The sequence below is a fragment of the Sinorhizobium sp. RAC02 genome (genome assembly GCF_001713395.1).
Lineage (GTDB): Bacteria > Pseudomonadota > Alphaproteobacteria > Rhizobiales > Rhizobiaceae > Shinella.
In genome coordinates, this window is record NZ_CP016452.1 from 886,095 (window position 1) to 905,321 (window position 19,227).

At 62.7% G+C, this 19,227-nt stretch carries 17 protein-coding genes; all 17 read left to right on the forward strand.

What is annotated here, in order from left to right:
* A complete protein-coding gene (locus BSY16_RS25265; protein ID WP_150130220.1) occupies positions 1–1,620 on the forward strand; it encodes a GMC family oxidoreductase in 1,620 nt (539 codons plus the stop codon).
* Positions 1,621–1,683: 63 nt separating this feature from the next.
* Positions 1,684–2,685 (forward strand): LacI family DNA-binding transcriptional regulator, encoded by a 1,002-nt coding sequence (locus BSY16_RS25270; protein WP_069062557.1) that lies wholly within the window; start codon positions 1,684–1,686, stop codon positions 2,683–2,685.
* A gap of 156 nt (positions 2,686–2,841) precedes the next feature.
* Positions 2,842–3,876: a sterol desaturase family protein gene (locus tag BSY16_RS25275; RefSeq protein ID WP_069062558.1), complete on the forward strand. Its 1,035-nt coding sequence runs from the start codon at positions 2,842–2,844 to the stop codon at positions 3,874–3,876.
* Positions 3,873–4,184: a MocE family 2Fe-2S type ferredoxin gene (locus BSY16_RS25280; RefSeq protein ID WP_069062559.1), complete on the forward strand. Its 312-nt coding sequence runs from the start codon at positions 3,873–3,875 to the stop codon at positions 4,182–4,184. Before BSY16_RS25275 ends, BSY16_RS25280 begins: the two co-directional genes overlap by 4 nt.
* A gap of 77 nt (positions 4,185–4,261) precedes the next feature.
* Entirely contained in the window at positions 4,262–5,206 is a 945-nt protein-coding gene (locus BSY16_RS25285) for a substrate-binding domain-containing protein (RefSeq protein WP_069062560.1), read from the forward strand.
* Between the two features lie 58 nt (positions 5,207–5,264).
* Complete coding sequence (locus tag BSY16_RS25290) at positions 5,265–6,470, forward strand: NAD(P)/FAD-dependent oxidoreductase (protein ID WP_069062561.1); 1,206 nt, start codon at positions 5,265–5,267, stop codon at positions 6,468–6,470.
* Entirely contained in the window at positions 6,470–7,300 is an 831-nt protein-coding gene (locus tag BSY16_RS25295; RefSeq protein WP_150130147.1) for an IolE/MocC family protein, read from the forward strand. The genes BSY16_RS25290 and BSY16_RS25295 overlap by 1 nt, the downstream gene beginning before the upstream one ends.
* A gap of 231 nt (positions 7,301–7,531) precedes the next feature.
* Positions 7,532–9,826, forward strand: coding sequence for an FdhF/YdeP family oxidoreductase (locus tag BSY16_RS25300; protein ID WP_069062563.1), 2,295 nt, complete (start codon positions 7,532–7,534; stop codon positions 9,824–9,826).
* On the forward strand, positions 9,823–10,125 hold the full coding sequence (locus BSY16_RS25305; RefSeq protein WP_069062564.1) for a hypothetical protein: 303 nt from the start codon (positions 9,823–9,825) through the stop codon (positions 10,123–10,125). Before BSY16_RS25300 ends, BSY16_RS25305 begins: the two co-directional genes overlap by 4 nt.
* 264 nt (positions 10,126–10,389) lie before the next feature.
* The gene (locus BSY16_RS25310; protein WP_502696032.1) at positions 10,390–11,415 is read left to right on the forward strand and encodes an extracellular solute-binding protein; all 1,026 of its coding nucleotides are present in this window, start codon (positions 10,390–10,392) and stop codon (positions 11,413–11,415) included.
* A 38-nt stretch (positions 11,416–11,453) separates the two neighbouring features.
* Positions 11,454–12,881: an amidase gene (locus BSY16_RS25315; protein ID WP_069062566.1), complete on the forward strand. Its 1,428-nt coding sequence runs from the start codon at positions 11,454–11,456 to the stop codon at positions 12,879–12,881.
* 215 nt (positions 12,882–13,096) lie between these two features.
* Positions 13,097–13,819, forward strand: a complete 723-nt coding sequence (locus BSY16_RS25320) for a FadR/GntR family transcriptional regulator (protein WP_069062567.1) — start codon at positions 13,097–13,099, stop codon at positions 13,817–13,819.
* A complete protein-coding gene (locus BSY16_RS25325; RefSeq protein ID WP_069062568.1) occupies positions 13,816–14,988 on the forward strand; it encodes a PLP-dependent transferase in 1,173 nt (390 codons plus the stop codon). Before BSY16_RS25320 ends, BSY16_RS25325 begins: the two co-directional genes overlap by 4 nt.
* Positions 14,989–15,027: 39 nt before the next feature.
* On the forward strand, positions 15,028–16,287 hold the full coding sequence (locus BSY16_RS25330; protein WP_069062569.1) for an ABC transporter substrate-binding protein: 1,260 nt from the start codon (positions 15,028–15,030) through the stop codon (positions 16,285–16,287).
* An 87-nt stretch (positions 16,288–16,374) separates the two neighbouring features.
* The gene (locus BSY16_RS25335) at positions 16,375–17,298 is read left to right on the forward strand and encodes a carbohydrate ABC transporter permease (RefSeq protein ID WP_069062570.1); all 924 of its coding nucleotides are present in this window, start codon (positions 16,375–16,377) and stop codon (positions 17,296–17,298) included.
* Positions 17,299–17,302: 4 nt separating this feature from the next.
* Positions 17,303–18,136 carry a carbohydrate ABC transporter permease gene (locus BSY16_RS25340; protein WP_069062571.1) on the forward strand — a complete coding sequence of 278 codons (834 nt, stop codon included), beginning with the start codon at positions 17,303–17,305 and terminating at the stop codon, positions 18,134–18,136.
* Positions 18,137–18,147: 11 nt separating this feature from the next.
* A complete protein-coding gene (locus tag BSY16_RS25345) occupies positions 18,148–19,215 on the forward strand; it encodes an ABC transporter ATP-binding protein (protein ID WP_069062572.1) in 1,068 nt (355 codons plus the stop codon).
* Positions 19,216–19,227 lie beyond the last annotated feature (12 nt).

Below are 19,227 nucleotides of genomic sequence, written 5' to 3' on the forward strand. Positions count from 1 at the left end.
TTGCATGATACAGAAACGCCGGTCGACGAGGGCACCTACGATTTCATTATCGTCGGCGCCGGCTCGGCCGGCTGCGTCCTGGCAAACCGGCTCTCGGCCGATCCGAAGAACCGGGTGCTGCTGCTCGAGGCCGGTGGCACGGACCGCTATCACTGGGTGCATGTACCGATCGGCTATCTCTTCTGCATGGGCAATCCGCGCACCGACTGGATGATGAAGACGGCCGCGGAAGCCGGGCTCAACGGCCGCACGCTGAACTATCCGCGTGGAAAGTTACTGGGCGGCTGCTCGTCGATCAACGGCATGATCTATATGCGCGGGCAGGCGGCCGACTATGACGGCTGGCGGCAGGCCGGCAATGCCGGCTGGGGCTGGGACGAGGTTCTGCCCTACTTCCTGAAGTCGGAAGACAATTATCGCGGCAAATCCGCCATGCACGGGGCCGGCGGTGAATGGCGCGTCGAGCGTCAGCGCCTGTCCTGGCCGATCCTCGATGCGTTCCGCGATGCGGCGGAGGAACTCGGGGTTCCGAAGACCGACGACTTCAACGACGGCGACAATGAAGGCTCCGGCTATTTTGAGGTGAACCAGCGCGGCGGCCTGCGCTGGAACACGACGAAGGCCTTCCTGCGGCCTGCCATGAAACGGAAGAACCTCCGCGTCCTCACGGGGGCCGAGACTGAGCGGCTGGAATTCGAGGGCAAGGCGATCTCCGGCGTCCGCTTCCGTCTTGGTGGGCGGCTCTGCATCGCGCGGGCTTCCCGCGAAGTCGTGCTGTCGGCCGGCGCCATCAATTCGCCGAAGATCCTGGAACTGTCCGGCATAGGCCGGCCGGATGTGCTCTCGACGCTCGATCTTCCCGTGCAGCACGCGCTTCAGGGCGTCGGTGAAAACCTTCAGGATCACCTGCAGATCCGCACGGTCTTCAAGATCGAGGGCGCACGCACGCTGAACCAGCTCTACCACAACCTGTTCAGCCGCGCCGGCATGGGCCTGCAATATGCTTTTAACCGTTCCGGCCCGCTCTCCATGGCCCCGAGCCAGCTCGGCATCTTTGCGAAAAGTGATCCGGCCGTCGCCACGGCCGATCTCGAATACCATGTCCAGCCGCTCAGCACCGATCGGCTCGGCGAGCCGCTGCACCGCTACCCGGCCGTCACGGTTTCCGTCTGCAATCTGAGGCCCGAAAGCCGCGGTACTGTGCACGTCACGACCCGCGATGGGGCTTTGCCACCGGAAATCCGCCCCAACTACCTTTCGACCGTCGGCGACCGGTTGCTTGCGGCCAAATCGATTCGCCACGCTCGCAGCCTCATGCAGACCAAGGCGATCGATCGCTTCCGTCCGCAGGAAATGCTGCCGGGCCGCGAATACCAGAGCGATGAGGAACTGATCCAGCGCGCTGGCGACATCGCCACAACGATCTTCCACCCCGTCGGCACCTGCAAGATGGGCGACGACCCGATGGCGGTGGTGGATTCGAAGCTCCGTGTGCACGGGGTCGGCAATCTGCGCGTCGTCGATGCCTCGATCATGCCGACGATCGTCTCGGGCAACACGAATTCGCCGGTCATCATGATTGCGGAAAAGGCGGCGGAGGCCATTTTGGCGCGCGCATAGGCAAACGTCTTGCGCTAGTTTGGCATCTCATCGCAGCGTTACTCAATCCAAGGCCTTCGCGACGTGAGCAAGCCGAACTACGGGGACATCGCCCGGCATGCCGGTGTCGGGACCGCCACGGTCGAGCGCGTGCTGAACGGCCGCGGCGGGGTGCGGCCCGATCTGGTCGCGAAGGTGGTCATTGCGGCGCGTAGCCTGAAATACCCGCGCACGCTGCCCGATACCCATCGCGGCTTGCTGCGCATCGAGGTGCTGATGGTGCGCCCCGAGACCACCTTCTATCGACGGCTTTCCAAGGCGTTTGAACGCATTGCCGCCACGCTCGATCCGCTCGCCGTCGTTCACCGCAGCTTCACGGAGGAGATGAAGCCGGAGGAGATCGCCAAACGCATTCTTTCCACCGAGACGCCGAGGGCCGGCCTGATCCTCGCCGTTCCCAACAGCCCGTTGATCAGCGCCGCTGTGGAGGCGGTCATCGCCCGCGGCGTGCCCGTCGTCCATGTCGTGACCCGCGCGTCCGGCAACAGCGCGGAATTCGTCGGCATCGATAATTATGCCGCCGGGCGCACGGCGGCCTATTTCATCGCGCGAATGGCCAAGGTGGAAGGGCCGGTCGTGGCGCTCTGCCACCCGATCTATCAGGTGCATCGAGATCGCATTCGCGGCTTTTCGGACTATTTCCTGGATCATCCAGGGCCGATCGCCTTCGAATGGCTCGGTTACAGCCGGGATGAAGAGAGTTTCAGTGCGGAAACACTCTCCATTGCGCTTGAAAAATACCCAAACCTCGTCGGCCTCTATAATGCGGGCGGAGCGAATTCCGCTTTGATCAGCGTGCTGCGGCGCCATCCACGGGGCCGCGACATCCTGTTCGTCGGGCACGAACTGACCGACTATACACGCACGGCGCTGAGCGAGGGCATCATGGATGTCGTGCTCGACCAGGCACCAGAGGCGCAGGCGCAACGCGCGCTTGATCTCATCCTGCGCCGCATCGGCCTGACGGAGATCGAGCCGGACCGGAATCCCATTCGTTTCATCACCATAACCGCCGAAGGGCTTTGATCTGATTTGATCAAGGAAGCCTTCGCCATTCCACGGCGCTCCTGATAATTTTCAAGTCAGGAGGAGAGCCGGCGTTCCAACCAGAACGTACGGGTAAGGCGCATCACGCGCTCTCCTTTCACAAATTGTGCGGGCCAAAACCCGAAGGAGAGCGCAATGGACGATCTGAAATATGGCAAGCGCAACAAGCGCGGCGACTGGGCGCCGAACGAGCCGGTTGAAACCGCGCCGCTCTTCGTCTTTCCGCCGAAACTGATGGCAGTCGTGAAATGGCTGCCGCATTACTTCTTCCCGTGGAATGTGATCTTTGCCCTGTCGGCGGTCGCCTATTGGGCTTGGGTCATCCCGTCTGTCGAAACCATGCAGACATTGAGCATTGGCTGGGCCGCCTGGCTTTATGCCGTGAATGCGGTCTGCGTTCTCCTCTTCTACGGCGCCTTCGAGGTCCACCTCTATGTGCTGAAGCGGCAGGAAAACCGCTTCAAGTACAATGGAAAATTCCCCTCAGACCAGAAGAACAAGGCCTTCTGGTTCGAAAGCCAGAACCTCGACAACATCCTGCGCACGTTCCTTTCGGGCGTCACTATCTGGACGGCCATCGAAGTGGCCATGCTCTGGGCCTATGCCAACGGCTATGCACCCTGGCTGAGCTTTTCGGAGAACCCGTGGACACTGGCGCTCGTGGCCCTCGTGGTGCCGATCATTCACGAATTCCACTTCTTTTGCATCCACCGGCTCATCCACACGCCGTTCCTCTACAAGTGGGTGCATTCGGTCCACCATAATTCCGTGAATCCGTCGCCTTGGTCGTCGCTGTCGATGCATCCGGTCGAGCATCTGCTTTATCTCGGTACCGCCTTCTACCACCTTATCCTGCCATCCAACCCGATCCTCATGCTCTACCAGCTGCACTATGCGGGCTTCGGCGCCATCCCCGGCCATGTCGGCTTCGACAAGGTCGAGGTGGGCGAGGACAAGCTGGTCGATAGCCACGCCTATGCGCACTACCTGCACCACAAATATTTCGAGGTGAACTATGGCGACGCGCTGATCCCGCTCGATAAGTGGTTCGGCACCTGGCACGACGGCTCGACAGAGGGCGAGGCGCAGATGCAGGAGCGCTACCGCAAGCGCAAGGAAAAGCTCGCCGCCCGCAAGGCCCGCGCTGAAATCCAGGGAGCAGCAGAATGACCTGGGTTCCCGCTTGCAAGCTCGACGATATCGAACAGGGAGGCGCCATTCGCTTCGACCATGGCGGCCGCACCTACGCGATCTACCGCGCCCCCGATGACCAGGTCTACTGCACGGCCGGCCTCTGCACCCATGAGGCGATCCATCTCGCGGATGGGCTGGTCATGGATTTCGAGGTGGAATGTCCCAAGCATTCCGGCGTCTTCGACTATCGCACCGGCGAGGCCATCCGGCTTCCCGCCTGCGAGAACCTGAAAACCTATCCGGCGGAGGTCGTCGACGGAGAGGTTCGCGTGGCCCTGACTTAGGGGCACGCTTTAGAGACCGGGCCCGACCGGGCCTCCGGAATGCGATCGGGTGAGCCGGCACCCATTGGGAGGATACGATGAAATCCATGTACCTGGCGGCCGCCCTGGCCGCCTTGATGGGAAGTGCTGCCTCGGCGGAGACGATCGGCGTCTCCATGCAGAGCTTCGACAACAACTTCCAGACGCTTCTGCGCGAAGGCATCAGTGCCCGGGCTTCGGCTGTCAACGGCGTCAACGTGCAGATCGAGGATGCGCAGACCGACATTTCCAAGCAGCTCAACCAGGTGAACAACTTCATCGCGGCTGGCGTGGACGCCATCGTCATGACGCTGACGGACACGTCCGCCGCACCCGGCATCAGCGAAGCGGCCGAGAAGGCGGGCATTCCGTTGGTCTATCTCAACCTTGAGCCTGACAATGTCGGCAAGCTGCCGGAAAAGCAGGCCTATGTCGGATCGAAGGAAACGGATTCCGGAAAACTGGGCGCGGAAGCCGCCTGTTCGATCCTGAAGGAGAAGGGCAAGGCCAGTGATGCACAGGTCTATATCCTGATGGGCGATCTCGCGCACCAGGCCTCGCGCGACCGCACCTCCTCGTTCAAGGAAACGCTGGCGGCAAGCGACTGCAAGACCGTAACCTTTGCCGACGAGCAGTCCGGCGCCTGGACGCGCACCAACGCGATGGACCTGACGACCAACTGGATCACCGCCGGCCAGCCGATCGACGTGGTCTTCGCCAACAATGACGAAATGGCGATCGGCGCCATCCAGGCACTCAAGGCGGCGGGTGTCTCGATGGAGGACGTGATCGTCGTTGGCATCGACGCCACGCAGGACGGCCTTGCCGCCATGGCGGCCGGCGATCTCGACGCGACCGTGTTCCAGAACGCCAAGGGCCAGTCAGCCAGCGCGGTGAATGCCGCGGTCGCGTTGGTGCGCGGCGAGCCGGTCGAAAAGCAGGTCTGGGTGCCGTTCGAACTCGTCACACCGAAGAACATGGCCGACTACGCCAACAAGAACTGATCCTCCCCCTGGCCGGCGCATCTCCAGGATGTGCCGGTCCCTTTCACATGGAGACACCATGGACGGTATCGTCATCATCGGCGCAGGCGAGGCCGGCACAAGGGCGGCCTTTGCCGCACGCGAAGCAGGGTTTGCCGACGCCGTTACGCTGGTTGGCTCGGAACCGCACCTGCCCTACGAACGCCCGCCGCTGTCTAAGCCGCTCGAAGGCACTGTACAGATGAAGGCGATCTGCGGGGCCGAAGTACTGGAAGCCGCAGGCATCGACTATCTTCGGGGCGTCTCGGCAGCGGGTCTTGATACAGGTCTGCGGAGCGTGACGCTGAGTGATGGTCGTTCCCTGCACTATGAAAAACTGCTCCTCGCCACGGGTGCGCGGCCCAGACAATTGGGCTGCCCCGGGGCACACCACGCGCTCGACTTCCGAACCTATGCAGATGCGACGGCGATCTTCTCCCGCGCGCAAGCCGGCGGGCGTGTCGCGATCATCGGCGGTGGTCTGATCGGTATGGAGCTTGCAGCCGTGCTGCGTGCCAAAGGTGCTGCCGTCAGCATTATCGAGGTGGCACCAAAACCGCTTGGACGGGTCATTCCCCCGCGCTTTGCTGCGAAATTGCATGCCCGGCATGTGGAAGAAGGCGTCCAGTTTCATCTGGGGCAAGGCATTGCGGAAATCACGCCGGGCTCGGTCCTGCTTGCTGACGGCAGTCAAGTGCGCGCGGATATCGTTGTCGCTGCAATCGGCGTTCTGCCGGATATGGCGCTGGCTGAAGCGGCGGGGCTCGCCACCGGCAACGGCATCCTGACGGATGTTTCCCTTCGCACCAGCGATCCGCACGTTTTCGCGGCCGGAGACTGCGCCGCGATATCCCACGCCGGTGGCGGGCATATTCGGTTCGAGAGTTGGCGAAATGCCCGCAGCCAGGCCGAGACGGCCGGCCGGAACATGGCCGGAGCAAACGAGACCTTTGCCGCCGCCCCGTGGTTCTGGTCGGATCAATATGATCTCGGTTTGCAGGTCGCGGGCTTGCCATTGCCGTCGTATCAGAGCGTGGTGCGGTCCGTCGGTGAAGGGGAACTGGAATTCTTCCTCGACAACGGATGCCTTGTGGCAGCGGCGGGCCTTGGCCCCGGAAACAGCCTCGCCAAGGATATCAAACTGGCCGAGATGCTGATCGCCGCCGGGATAAACCCCGATCCTGAAGCGCTTGAAGATCCAGGTGTGAACCTCAAATCGCTTTTGAAAAGCGCGCGTGCAGCCTGATGCAGACCTTGCTCTTCTTCCAATCCCTCTGGGCCATGGAGCGCCGGCACACGGACGGCCACGAACGCAGTCTTGCGGAAAACGTCGCGATGATCGCCGATGCCTGTTTCGACGGTATCAGCGCGCACTATACCAACCGCGTTGGTGTCACGCGCCTCAATGAGGGCATCGTGGGGACTGGCCTGAAGATCGAGGGCGTCTGCTTTCCGCGTGCGGTCGATGACCTGCGCCTGCCGCTGGAGCTTGCAGCCGAATATCCCGTCAGTCACATCAACCTGCAGCCGGATATCCGACTGCGCCGGGTGGAGGATTGCCTGCCGCTGCTCGACGGCTGGATGCGGCTTGCCGAGGACGCGGGCATTCCCGTGTTCATCGAAACGCACCGTGACCGGATGACGACGGACCTGTTCTTCACGCTGGACCTTTTGGACCAGCGGCCAGAGCTGCCGCTCCTCGCCGACCTGTCGCATTTCCTAGTCGGTCGGGAGTTTGCCTTTCCGGTCGAGGAGGAGAACCACGCGCTGATCCGGCGCATCCTGCGCAATACGCAGGCCTTTCACGGACGCATCGCGTCACGCGAGCAGGTGCAGATCGAAATTTCCTTTCCGCATCATCGTCCCTGGGTCGATCTCTTCCTCGAATGGTGGGACTACGGATTTCGCAGCTGGCGGTCGCGTGCAGCCGATGATGCCAAACTCGTCTTCACCTGTGAACTCGGCCCCAAGCCCTACGCGATCACCGGCAGGGACGGCAATGACACGACGGACCGCTGGGCGGAGGCGCTCATGCTGCGACAGATGGTGCGCGATCTGTGGAACGCGACGGGGTAACCGCCTTCCACATAAGGGATGAGGGCAACGACCCGTTGGCGCCCTGACGGTAACCGCGTCGTATCTCCTCCCGTCGCGGTTGAAAGGAGAGGGGTGGCTCCCGGCCGCCCCTCTTCTGTCGTCCGATAGGTGCGGCGATGCCGTTCGGTGGCTGCAGGCGATAGGAATTCCCTATCAAGCCATACGAACCGTCCCCTTGATCATTCCTGACGGATCGCAAATACAGGAGGAATGGCTACTACCTTTATCGGCAAAAAGTCCTCTGCAGCCGGCGGCTGGGGAGCGTTGAAGAGTTGCGGCAAGCGGTTGCTCGAGAGCGGCATGCCGATCTCCGGTGCCCGCACCCTCTTGAAGGCCAACCAGCCGGACGGCTTCGATTGCCCCGGCTGTGCCTGGGGCGACCCGGAGCACGGCTCCTCCTTCGAATTCTGCGAGAACGGCGTGAAGGCCGTGGCGTGGGAAGCAACGGAAAAGCGGGCCACGCCGGCCTTTTTCGCCGCACACACCGTTTCGGACCTCCGCAAGCTGACGGACTATGAACTGGAGCTCCACGGCCGGTTGACGCATCCGATGCGCTACGACGCGGCAAGCGACACCTATCTGCCGGTCGCGTGGGACGACGCCTTTGCCGAGATCGGCGCCATCCTCAAAAGCCTGGAAAACCCGGATCGTGCGGAGTTCTACACGTCCGGTCGCGCCAGCAACGAGGCGGCCTACCTCTACCAGCTCTTCGTGCGCGTCTATGGAACGAACAATTTTCCCGACTGCTCGAACATGTGCCACGAAGCGAGCGGCGTGGGCCTGCGCCAGGCGATCGGCGTCGGCAAGGGCACGGTGCTGCTGGAGGATTTCGAGAAGGCCGATGCGATCTTCGTGATCGGCCAGAATCCCGGCACGAACCATCCCCGTATGTTGGGGGATCTGCGCCGGGCAGCGATCCGCGGCGCCCGCATCGTCGTCTTCAACCCCATCCGCGAGCGTGGCCTCGAGCGGTTCTCCGATCCGCAGGACAAGATCGAGATGCTGCGCGGTGGTTCGACCGACATTGCCAGCCACTATTTCCAGCCGCAGCTTGGCGGCGACATGGCGGCCGTGCGCGGCATGGCGAAGGCGGTGTTCGCAGCCGAGGATGCGGCAGTCGCCGCCGGCCTTCCAACCATACTCGACCATGCCTTCCTTGCCGAGCATTGCGCCGGTCTTGCCGACTATCGTGCCGCCGTCGAGGCGACGGGCTGGGACGAGATCGAGGACCAGTCCGGCCTGACCCGTGCGGAAATCGAGCGGGCGGCGGACGTCTACATCAATGCCGAGCGCGTCATCTGCACCTGGGCGATGGGGGTCACGCAGCACCTGCACTCCGTCGCGACGATCCGCGAGATCGCCAACTTCATGTTGCTACGCGGCAATATCGGCAGGCCGGGCGCCGGCCTATGCCCGGTGCGCGGCCATTCCAACGTGCAGGGCGACCGTACGGTCGGCATCAACGAAAAACCGCCGGAAGCTTTTCTCGATGCGCTGGCGCAGCATTTCGGTTTCGCCGTGCCGCGCAAACACGGGCACAATGTGCTGTCGGCGATCGGCGCGATGCTGGATGGTTCCGCGCAGGCCTTCATCGGTCTTGGCGGCAATTTCGCCCGCGCGACGCCGGATAGTGCGCTGGTCGAAAAGGCGCTTCGCAACCTCAAACTGACGGTGAACATCGCCACCAAGCCCAATCATTCGCACCTGATGCCGGGCGAGGTCTCCTACATCCTGCCGTGCCTCGGTCGGACCGAGATGGATCTCAATTCCGCGGGCCAGTCGCAGCTCATCAGCGTCGAGGATTCGATGAGCATGGTGCACGGCTCGGCCGGCATCAACCGGCCTGCTTCGCCGCATCTCCTGTCGGAAGTGGCGATCATTGCCGGCATAGCGGCGGCAACCGTCGGCGACAGCGTCATCGGATGGGCGGCGCTTGCCGACGACTATGACCGTGTCCGCGATCATATCGAGGCGACCATTCCGGGTTTCGAGGATTTCAACAAACGCCTGCGCAAGCCGCGCGGCTTTCTGCTGCGCAACACGGCCGCGCATCGGGAATGGGAAACGCCGGCAGGCAAGGCGACGTTCTTCTCCGGGACGCTGCCGCAGGAGACCGTGCATCAGCGGGCAAAGCGTGGCGTCGGGCGTTTTGCCTTGCAGACGTTCCGCTCGCACGACCAGTACAACACGACCGTTTACGGCCTTGATGACCGCTATCGCGGGGTCTACGGCGAACGTCAGGTCATTTTCATTCATCCGGAAGACCTGAAGGCCATGGGGGCCGAGGCGGGGGAGCGGGTGGATGTGATTGGCGACCATGACGACGGTGTCGAGCGCCTGGCGGCGGATTTCCGCTTCGTGCCCTATGATATCCCGCGCGGCAGCATTGCCGGCTACTATCCGGAACTGAACGTGCTGGTACCGCTCGGCAGCGCCGGGGAGGAGAGTGACACGCCGACCTCCAAGTCCGTCATGGTGACTTTCCGCAAGCGCGAGGCGGCGTGAGCGGCGGCGAGCCGGATGTCGACCGTTTCCTGGCCTGCGTCGCACGTCTTCAAGCGGAGGCTCCGCGCCTGACGGCGATACAGGCCGGTCTTCTCGTCGCCGCCCATCTCGGCGTCGCGCATGACAGCCGCACCTTTGCCCGCAAGCTCGGCCTCGCCCATGCCCTCGTGCTACGCGAATTGAACGTCCTTGCCGAGCAAGGCGCCTTACTCCACATCCAAAGTCGCGATGCGCGGACGATGCGCACCGCCTTTACGCCGGGCACGGGAGCCGGGCGTCTTCTCGCATTGCTTCCATAGGGCCCGGCGTCCTGATCCTATGCATCTGAACGCGCCGCAGCGAAGTGCATCTTCCTCGCCATAAAACTATTTGACTAAACATTCAGTTTGTTTCTTACTGCGTCGCGAGGCAACCGCGGGAGGGCGGGCGCGGGGAGATTTGCCCTGGAGGCGGGATGGCAACGGAGGGTCCGCCATCCCTGAAAATCCCGCGCGCAGCAACGTGGCGTTCATTCGCGGACGGTGTGCCTCGTTTCGTCGAATCCAAGGGGGGTTTTCATGCGCATGCTTGTGACTGCCGCCACATCGATCGTCGCCCTTCTTACCTTCGGGCAGGCCCATGCGGAGGGCGTTCTGAACATCTACAATTGGGGGGAATACACCAATCCAAAATTGATCCAGAAATTCGAGGAGACCTACAAGGTCAAGGTGACGGTCACCGACTTCGATTCCAACGATACGGCGCTTGCGAAGGCCCGGCAGGGCGGCAACCAGTTCGATATCGTTGTGCCGTCCTCGACCTTCGTGAAGATCTGGATCGACGAGGGGTTGTTGCTCGAATCCCGCCCCGACCAGATGGAGAATTTCAAGAACATGGACCCGCGCTGGGTGAATGTCGCGTTCGATCCCAGCCGCCGCTATACCGTGCCCTGGCAATGGGGAACGACCGGCGTGCTGGTGGATACCGCCGTCTACTCGGGCGATCCCAACACCTCGGCGATCTTCCTCGATCCACCGCCGGAACTCGTCGGCAAGATCAACGTGCTGCCGGAAATGGGCGACGTGCTCGCGCTTGCCATCTATTACGAAGGTGGCACGGCCTGCACCGACGACCTCGCCATCCTGCGCAAGGTCCGCGACCGCCTCGCGGCTGCGCGCGACAAGTGGGTGGCGCTCGATTATCCGAGCACCGAAAAATTCGTCGACGGCGACTATGCGGCGGGCGTCAACTGGGGTGGCGCCGCCATGCGGGTACGCCTGGTCAGCTCCCGCTATGTCTACGGCTATCCGAAGGAGGGTTATCCGATCTGGATGGACAGCGTCGCGGTTTTGAAGACCGCGCCGAACGTCGAGAACGCAAAACTCTTCCAGAACTTCATCATGGACCCGGAAAACGCCGCGCTGATTTCCGCCTATGCGCGTTACGCGAACGGCATCGTCGGCTCGGAGAAGTACATGCCGGAAGAAATGCGCAATGCGCCGGAAATCGTCGTGCCGGCCGAATTCATCGACAACGGGCATTTCTCGCCGGCCTGTCCGCAGCACGTTACCGACCTCTACACGAAAATCTGGACCGAGGTGCTGAAGTGATGCGCCCTTCCGACAAGACAAACCCATTGGAGCCAAGCATGACCGATCTCGACCTGTGTTACCTGCCCGCCCACGAAGCGCTCCGCCGCTTCAAGAGCCGGGAACTCTCGCCCGTGGAACTGATGGAGGCCACGATCCGCCGGGCCGAGACGCTGAAGGCCTCAGTCAACGCACTGACCTACACGCATTTCGACGAGGCGATGGACCTCGCCCGCAAGGCCGAAGCCAAATACGCCAGGGGCGCACGCACCGGCGTGCTTGAGGGCCTGCCGGTCGGCATCAAGGACGAAAGCGAGATCAAGGGCAAGCCGACGTCGATCGGCTCGCTGATCCACAAGGATCATATCGCGGACCGGACCTCGACGATGAATGCCCGCGTCATGGCGGCGGGCGGCATCGTGCACGCACGCACGGCGACGCCGGAATTCTGCTGTGCCGGCACCACCTGGTCGCGCCTGTGGGGCGTCACCCGCAATCCGTGGAACCCGGATTTTACCTGCGGCGGTTCATCCGGCGGAGCAGGCGCCTCGCTCGCGTCCGGTACATCGACGCTGGCGACGGGCTCGGATATCGGCGGCTCGATCCGCATTCCGGCGTCCGCCTGCGGTGTCGTCGGCTATAAGCCGCCTTATGGCCGCAACCCGGACGACACGCCGTTCAACCTCGATTTCTTCTGCCATACCGGCCCGATGGCCCGCACGGTGAAGGATGCGATCCTGCTGCAGAACATCATGTGCGGCCCGAGCCCGGATGACATCGCGTCACTGCGGCCGAAGCTGCGCCTCCCGCTGGAATACAAGCCGATCAAGGGCTGGAAGATCGCCTTTTCCATGGATCTCGGCATTTTCGAGGTCGATCCGGAGGTGCAGAAGAACACGCTCGCGGCGCTCGATGTCTTCCGTTCGCTGGGCGCGACGGTGGAGGAGGTCGATCTCGGCTGGCCAAAGCACGTTCTCGCTGCCGGCATGGGGTATCTCGAACATCTTTTCGGCGGCTATCTCTCGACCCTTCTCGATACGCATGGCGACGAGATGACCACCTATGCCCGCCAGTTCGCCGAACATGGCCGGGCCTCGAAATCCACGGATTTCGTCGCGAGCCTGGAGGTCGTCGGCGAGATGTACAAGACGCTCGGGCCGATCCTCGAGCGTTACGATGTGCTCGTCTGCCCGACCAACGCACTGCCCGCCGTGCCGGCTGATTTCGACCATTCGACAGGCACGGTCGAGATCGACGGCAAGGTGGTCAACCCCTCACTGGGCTGGGTCATGACGACGCCGTTCAACATGATGAGCCGCTGCCCCGTTCTTTCGGTGCCGACCGGCCATGCCGGCAATGGTGTGCCGACCGGTCTCCAGATCGTCGGCCGCACCTATCGCGATGCGGATGTCTTCCGCGCTGGCCTCGCCTTCGAGGAGGCGGTCGGCGGCTGGTATGGCGACGCGGCGTCTCGCCCCCGCCTCTAGACGCGTGAAATAGGTGGCCGGATCGACCTTCTGCGCCCCACGCCGCTGACCCGCGCGACTTTCTCCCGGTAACGGGCCGATCTTTGGATCGGCCCGTTTTTATTTGTGCTCGATCTGCTCGCTAATGATTGCCGCTTGACAGGCAGGCTTCGCCGCATAATGCTAAGATGTCAGACCAATTTGAGAAGCTGACATCAAACAGGGAACTTGGCGTCATGCCAGCTGATCCGAGCGACAGGCCGCGAATCGAGCCGTTGCCGCCCATCGACAGGGCGCGACAGGTAACGGAGGCTGTGGCCTCCTATATCGATCGCGCGAACTTGCAGGCCGGCGACCGGCTGCCAGCCGAGCGCGAGCTGATGGCGGCACTGGCCGTTGGTCGGTCGACGATCCGCGAGGCGATCCGGCATTTCCAGGCGCTCGGCGTCATGGAAAGCCGCAAGGGCAGCGGCACCTATCTCCTGAAGCCGGTGACGAGCGCCACCGTGCACATGCCGCTCTCTTTCGACGCAATTCATCTGCGCGACGTGCTGCTCCAGACGCTGGAGGTTCGCCGCGGCATCGAATGCGAGGCCGGCATGGTGGCAGCGCGGCGGCGCACTGCGGAAGACATCGTCACCATAGAGACGAAGCTCAACGAGATGGAGCGGGTGCATCTCGCCAAGGGCACCTCCGGCCCGGAAGATCTTGCCTTCCATCTCGCCATCTACGACGCCACGCACAACCCGCTGTTCAAGCAGCTTCTCGAGCAGATGCGCGGTGCCTTCGAACGTTTTTGGGAAAAGCCGTTCAACCGGCCCGATTTCGCCCGCCGTTCCTTCCCGTTTCACCGCACGCTCTTCAACGCGATCGCCGTGCAGGACCCTGAATCCGCCCGCGCCGAAACCCTAAAAATCCTCGCCGTCGTCGAGGAAGACATCAAGGACATGTCCCAATGATCAACGGAGCCGATCCGTTCGACTTTGCCTCTCTCATCGTCGCCCATGACGAGGCGAATGCCTTCGACGCGGTGGTTCCGCCGATCGTGCAGACCTCGCTCTTCACCTTCGGCAGCTACGACGAGATGGTGGCCGCCTATCGCGGCGAGATCGTGCGGCCGATCTATACGCGCGGCCTCAACCCGACGGTGCGTGCTTTCGAAGAAATGCTGGCGAAGCTCGAAGGCGGGGAGGATGCACTGGGGTTTGCCAGCGGGATGGCCGCGATTTCCTCGACGGTGCTCTCCTTTGTCGAGCCGGGCGACCGCATCGTCGCGGTCCGCCACTGCTATCCGGACGCGTTCCGTCTGTTCGGCACGCATCTGAAGCGCATGAAGATCGAGGTGACCTATGTCGATGGTCGCGACGAGGAGGCGGTCGCGAAAGCGCTGCCGGGCGCCAAGCTGCTCTATCTCGAAAGCCCGACGAGTTGGGTGATGGAAGCGCATGACGTGGGTGCGCTCGCCGCCCTTGCCAAGCAGCAGGGCGTCGTCAGCGTCATCGACAACAGCTGGGCAAGCCCGATCTTCCAGCGGCCGCTGACGCTGGGCGTCGATCTCGTGCTGCATTCGGCCTCGAAATATCTCGGCGGTCACAGCGATGTCGTCGCCGGCATCGTCACCGGTTCGAAGGAGTTGATCGGCCGCATCCGCTCGGAGGCCTATCCGTATCTCGGCGGCAAGCTTTCGCCCTTCGATGCCTGGCTGCTGGTGCGGGGGCTGCGCACCCTGCCGATCCGCATGAAGGCGCATGAGGCGTCCGCGCTCGACATCGCCAAGCGGCTGCAGGCGCTGGATGTCGTCGACACGGTCTTCCACCCGGCGCTCGCAAATCGCCTGCCGCCGGGGCTGACCGGCACATCCGGCCTGTTCTCCTTCACCTTCCGCGAGGGCATCGATATCCGCGCCTTTGCCGATCACCTCCAGCTTTTCAAGCTCGGCGTCTCCTGGGGCGGGCACGAGAGCCTGATCGTGCCGGGCGAGGTGGTGTTGCAGCAGAAGGCCCAACCGAATTCCGCGCATACATTCGGTATCGATGCGCGGTCCGTGCGTCTTCATGTGGGCCTAGAGGGAACCGAGGCCCTGTGGAGTGATCTGGAAGCGGCGATAACAGCCGCATCCGAAGCCTGACGTCAGAAATCAGATTCAACCAGAAAAGAGGGAACGACCATGAAGAGACTTTTGACCGCAGCCCTGCTCACCACGCTCATGGCGACGAGCGCGCTGGCCGATACGACGCTAAAACTCGTCGAGGTGATTACCAGCCCCGAGCGCACGGAAACGCTGAAATCCATTGTGGGTAAATTCGAGGCGGAAAACCCCGGCACCAAGGTCGAGATCATCTCGCTGCCCTGGGGCGAGGCCTTCCAGAAATTCGCCACCATGGTCTCGGCCGGCGAAGTGCCTGACGTCATGGAAATGCCGGACACCTGGCTGTCGCTCTATGCCAATAACGGCATGCTCGAAAGCCTCGAGCCCTATCTTGCAAAATGGGAGCATACGCCCGGCTTGACGCCGCGCGCGCTGGAACTCGGCCGCGACATCAAGGACACGGCCTATATGCTGCCCTACGGCTTCTATCTGCGCGCCATGTTCTACAACAAGAAGCTGCTCGCCGAAGCTGGCGTTTCCGAGCCGCCGAAGACCATGGACGAGTTCGCGGAGGCCTCGAAGAAGATTTCGGCGCTGCCCGGCAAATACGGCTATTGCCTGCGCGGCGGCCCGGGCGGCCTCAACGGCTGGGTGATGTTCGGTGCGTCCATGGCCGGTGACAACAAGTTCTTCAACGAGGACGGCACCTCCACCTTCAACAGCGAAGGTTGGGTCAAGGGCCTCACCTGGGTCGTCGATCTCTACAAGAACGGCTATGCGCCGAAGGACAGCGTCAACTGGGGCTTCAACGAGATCGTCGCCGGTTTCTACAGCGGCACCTGCGCCTTCCTCGACCAGGACCCGGATGCGCTCATCGCCATTGCCGAGCGCATGAAGGCGGAAGACTACGGCATCATGACCATGCCGAAGGGGCCGGGCGGCAAGACTTTCCCGACCATCGGCTTCGCGGGCTGGTCGATGTTCTCCTCAAGCGCCAACAAGGATCTTTCCTGGAAGCTGATCGAGACGCTCGAAGGGCCGGAAGGCAATATCGAGTGGAACAAGCGCACGGGCGCGCTGCCGGTGCACACCTCGGCGGAAAAGGACCCCTTCTATGCCAGCGAACAGTTCAAGGGTTGGTTCGCCGAGCTTGAGGATAAGGACGCCGTGCCGACCGTGATGCCGACGCATCTCGAAGAGTTCGCCTTCTTCAAGGATTCGCTGGTCATCAAGACCTCGCAGGAAGCGCTTCTCGGCGACATCACACCGGAAGACCTCGCCAACCAGTGGGCCGATTACCTCACCAAGGCACAGCAAAAGTTCCTCGCCAAGAAATAGGCCGGGGAACCTCCGGGCGGAGAACACGAGGCTCCGCCCGGAACCATCTTTCGAAACGCCGCGCAACCCGAGAACGGAAGCGAGACGATGACCGTTGCCGCCTATCCACAAGCCACCAAACCGCTCAGGAAGCGGATCGCCGACGCATCGGAGCCCTATCTCTACAGTGCCCCGGCGCTGATCCTCATCGTCACCGTCATGCTGGTGCCGCTGGTGCTCGGCATTTCCTATGCCTTCCGCGATATCCAGCTGTTGAACCCGCTTTCCGGCGGTTTCATCGGGCTCGATCATTTTCGCGCGCTCTCCGAGGATCAGGCCTTTTTCCGGGCGCTGCGCAACACGCTCTGGTGGACGGGCGCTTCGGTCTTCCTGCAATTCATCTTCGGCCTCATCCTCGCGTTGTTGTTGGACAAGCCCTTTGCGGGTCGAGGCCTTGCGCAAGCGCTGGTCTTCCTGCCCTGGGCGGTGCCGAGTTTTCTGGCCGGCCTCAACTGGGCCTGGCTGTTCAATCCGGTGATCGGCCCGCTGCCGCATTGGATGTATGCGCTCGGCATCATGGATGCGCCGAACAACATCCTCTCCGATCCGCACCTTGCGATGTGGGGGCCGATCGTCGCCAATGTCTGGTGGGGCATTCCGTTCTTCGCGATCACGCTGCTCGCAGCACTTCAGGCGATCCCGCGCGATCTCTATGAGGCTGCGAGCATCGACGGGGCAGGGCCGGTGCAACGCTTCCTGTCGATCACGCTGCCGTTCCTTGCGCCGACCATCGCCATCACCATCCTCTTGCGCACCGTCTGGATCTCCAACTTCGCCGACCTTATCGTCGTCATGACCAATGGCGGGCCGGCGGACCGCACGCAGATCGTCGCGAGCTACATATTCACCCAGGCCTTCAAGCGGCTCGATTTCGGCTACGCCTCGGCGATCGCCCTGGTGCTGCTCGTGTTGCTGCTCGCCTATTCGATGCTGATCGTGGTGCTGCGCCAGACGCTGCTGAACAAGGGTTGAAACCATGCGCACCAGCAAGCTCCTTCTCACCGTCGCGCACCGCCTCGCCATTCTCGCCTATATCGTCGTGGCGCTCTTCCCGCTGTTCTGGCTGCTGAAGGTGTCAGTGACCCCGAACGACCTGCTCTACAGCGAGGGCGTGCGCATGTGGCCGTCGCGCGCGACCTTCGAGCATTACGAATTCGTCATCACCCACAGCGCCTTCCCGACCTTCTTCAAGAACAGCCTGATCGTCGCCGGCTCCACGGCCATCGCGGTTACCATCCTCGCCTCGCTCGCGGGCTACGCGCTGTCGCGCTTCAATTTCCGGGCGAAATACTGGATCGTCGCGCTGATGCTGATCACGCAGATGTTCCCGCTGGTCATGCTGGTCGCGCCAATCTTCAAGATGCTTTCGCCGCTCGGCCTCACCAACAGCCTGACCGGCCTCGTCATTGTCTACACCGCCTTCAACGTGCCCTTCGCCACTTTCCTCATGCAGTCCTTCTTCGATGGCATTCCGAAGGACCTGGAGGAGGCGGCGATGATCGACGGGGCGACGCAGTTCATCGCTTTCCGCCAGATCATCCTACCGCTGACGCTTCCCGGCATCGCCGCAACGCTCGGCTTCGTCTTCACCGCTGCCTGGAGCGAACTGCTCTTCGCGCTGATGCTGATCTCCGGCAACGACGCGGCGACCTTCCCGGTGGGGCTGCTCACCTTCGTCTCGAAATTCTCGGTCGATTTCGGGCAGATGATGGCGGCGGGCATCCTCGCGCTCATCCCGGCCTGCCTCTTCTTCCTCCTCATCCAGCGCTATCTCGTGCAGGGCCTGACGGCCGGCGCGGTCAAAGGCTGAAAGGGTCTCTCATGGCTTCCATCGACATCCACGGCATCCGCAAGAGTTTCGGCACCTTTCCTGTCCTGCACGGCGTCGATCTCACCATTCGCGACGGCGAATTCATCGTGTTGGTCGGCCCCTCCGGCTGCGGAAAATCGACGCTGCTACGCATGATCGCCGGCCTCGAGGGCGTGACATCGGGCGAAATCCGCATCGACGGCAAGCGGGTCAACGACCTCGCCCCGAAGGACCGCGACATCGCCATGGTGTTCCAGTCCTACGCGCTCTATCCCCATATGAGCGTCGCCGACAATATGAGCTACAGCCTGCGGCTGCGCCGCACTGCCAAGGAGAAGATCGCCAGCGCGGTTGGCAATGCCGCGTCGAAGCTCGGTCTCGATCCGCTGCTGGAGCGCCGCCCACGCGCCCTTTCCGGCGGCCAGCGCCAGCGCGTCGCCATGGGCCGCGCCATCGTGCGACAGCCGAAGGCCTTTCTCTTCGACGAACCGCTCTCCAACCTCGATGCGCGCCTGCGCGAACAGATGCGGGCCGAAATCAAGAAGTTGCACGCCGATCTGCGCGCGACCTCCATTTACGTCACGCACGACCAGATCGAGGCGATGACGCTCGCCGACCGGATCGTCGCCATGCATGCCGGCATCGTGCAACAGGTCGGCACGCCGCTCGATCTCTACGACCGGCCGGCGAACCTTTTTGTTGCCGGATTCATCGGTTCGCCGGGCATGAACTTCTTCGAGGGGCGCTATATCGCTTCGGGCGGCGAGGCTGTGCTTCGGCTCGAAAACGGTGTGGCGCTGCCCGTCGGCCCGCGTGCCGGCATCGAATCAGGCTCGGTGGCGACGCTCGGCATCCGGCCCGAACATGTAGTGTTGAGCGATCAGGGCGCTTTGGAAGCGTCGGTCGACCTCATCGAGCCGACGGGGTTCGGCATCATTATGCATGTGACCATCCACAACATTCCGCTGAAAATTTTTACGCTCGATCGCAGTATGCTCAATCCCGGCCCGAAAGTCTGCGTGAACCTGCCGTTGGAGCGGCTTCACCTCTTCGGATCGGAGGGGATGCGTCTGGATTGAAACGGGATTGTG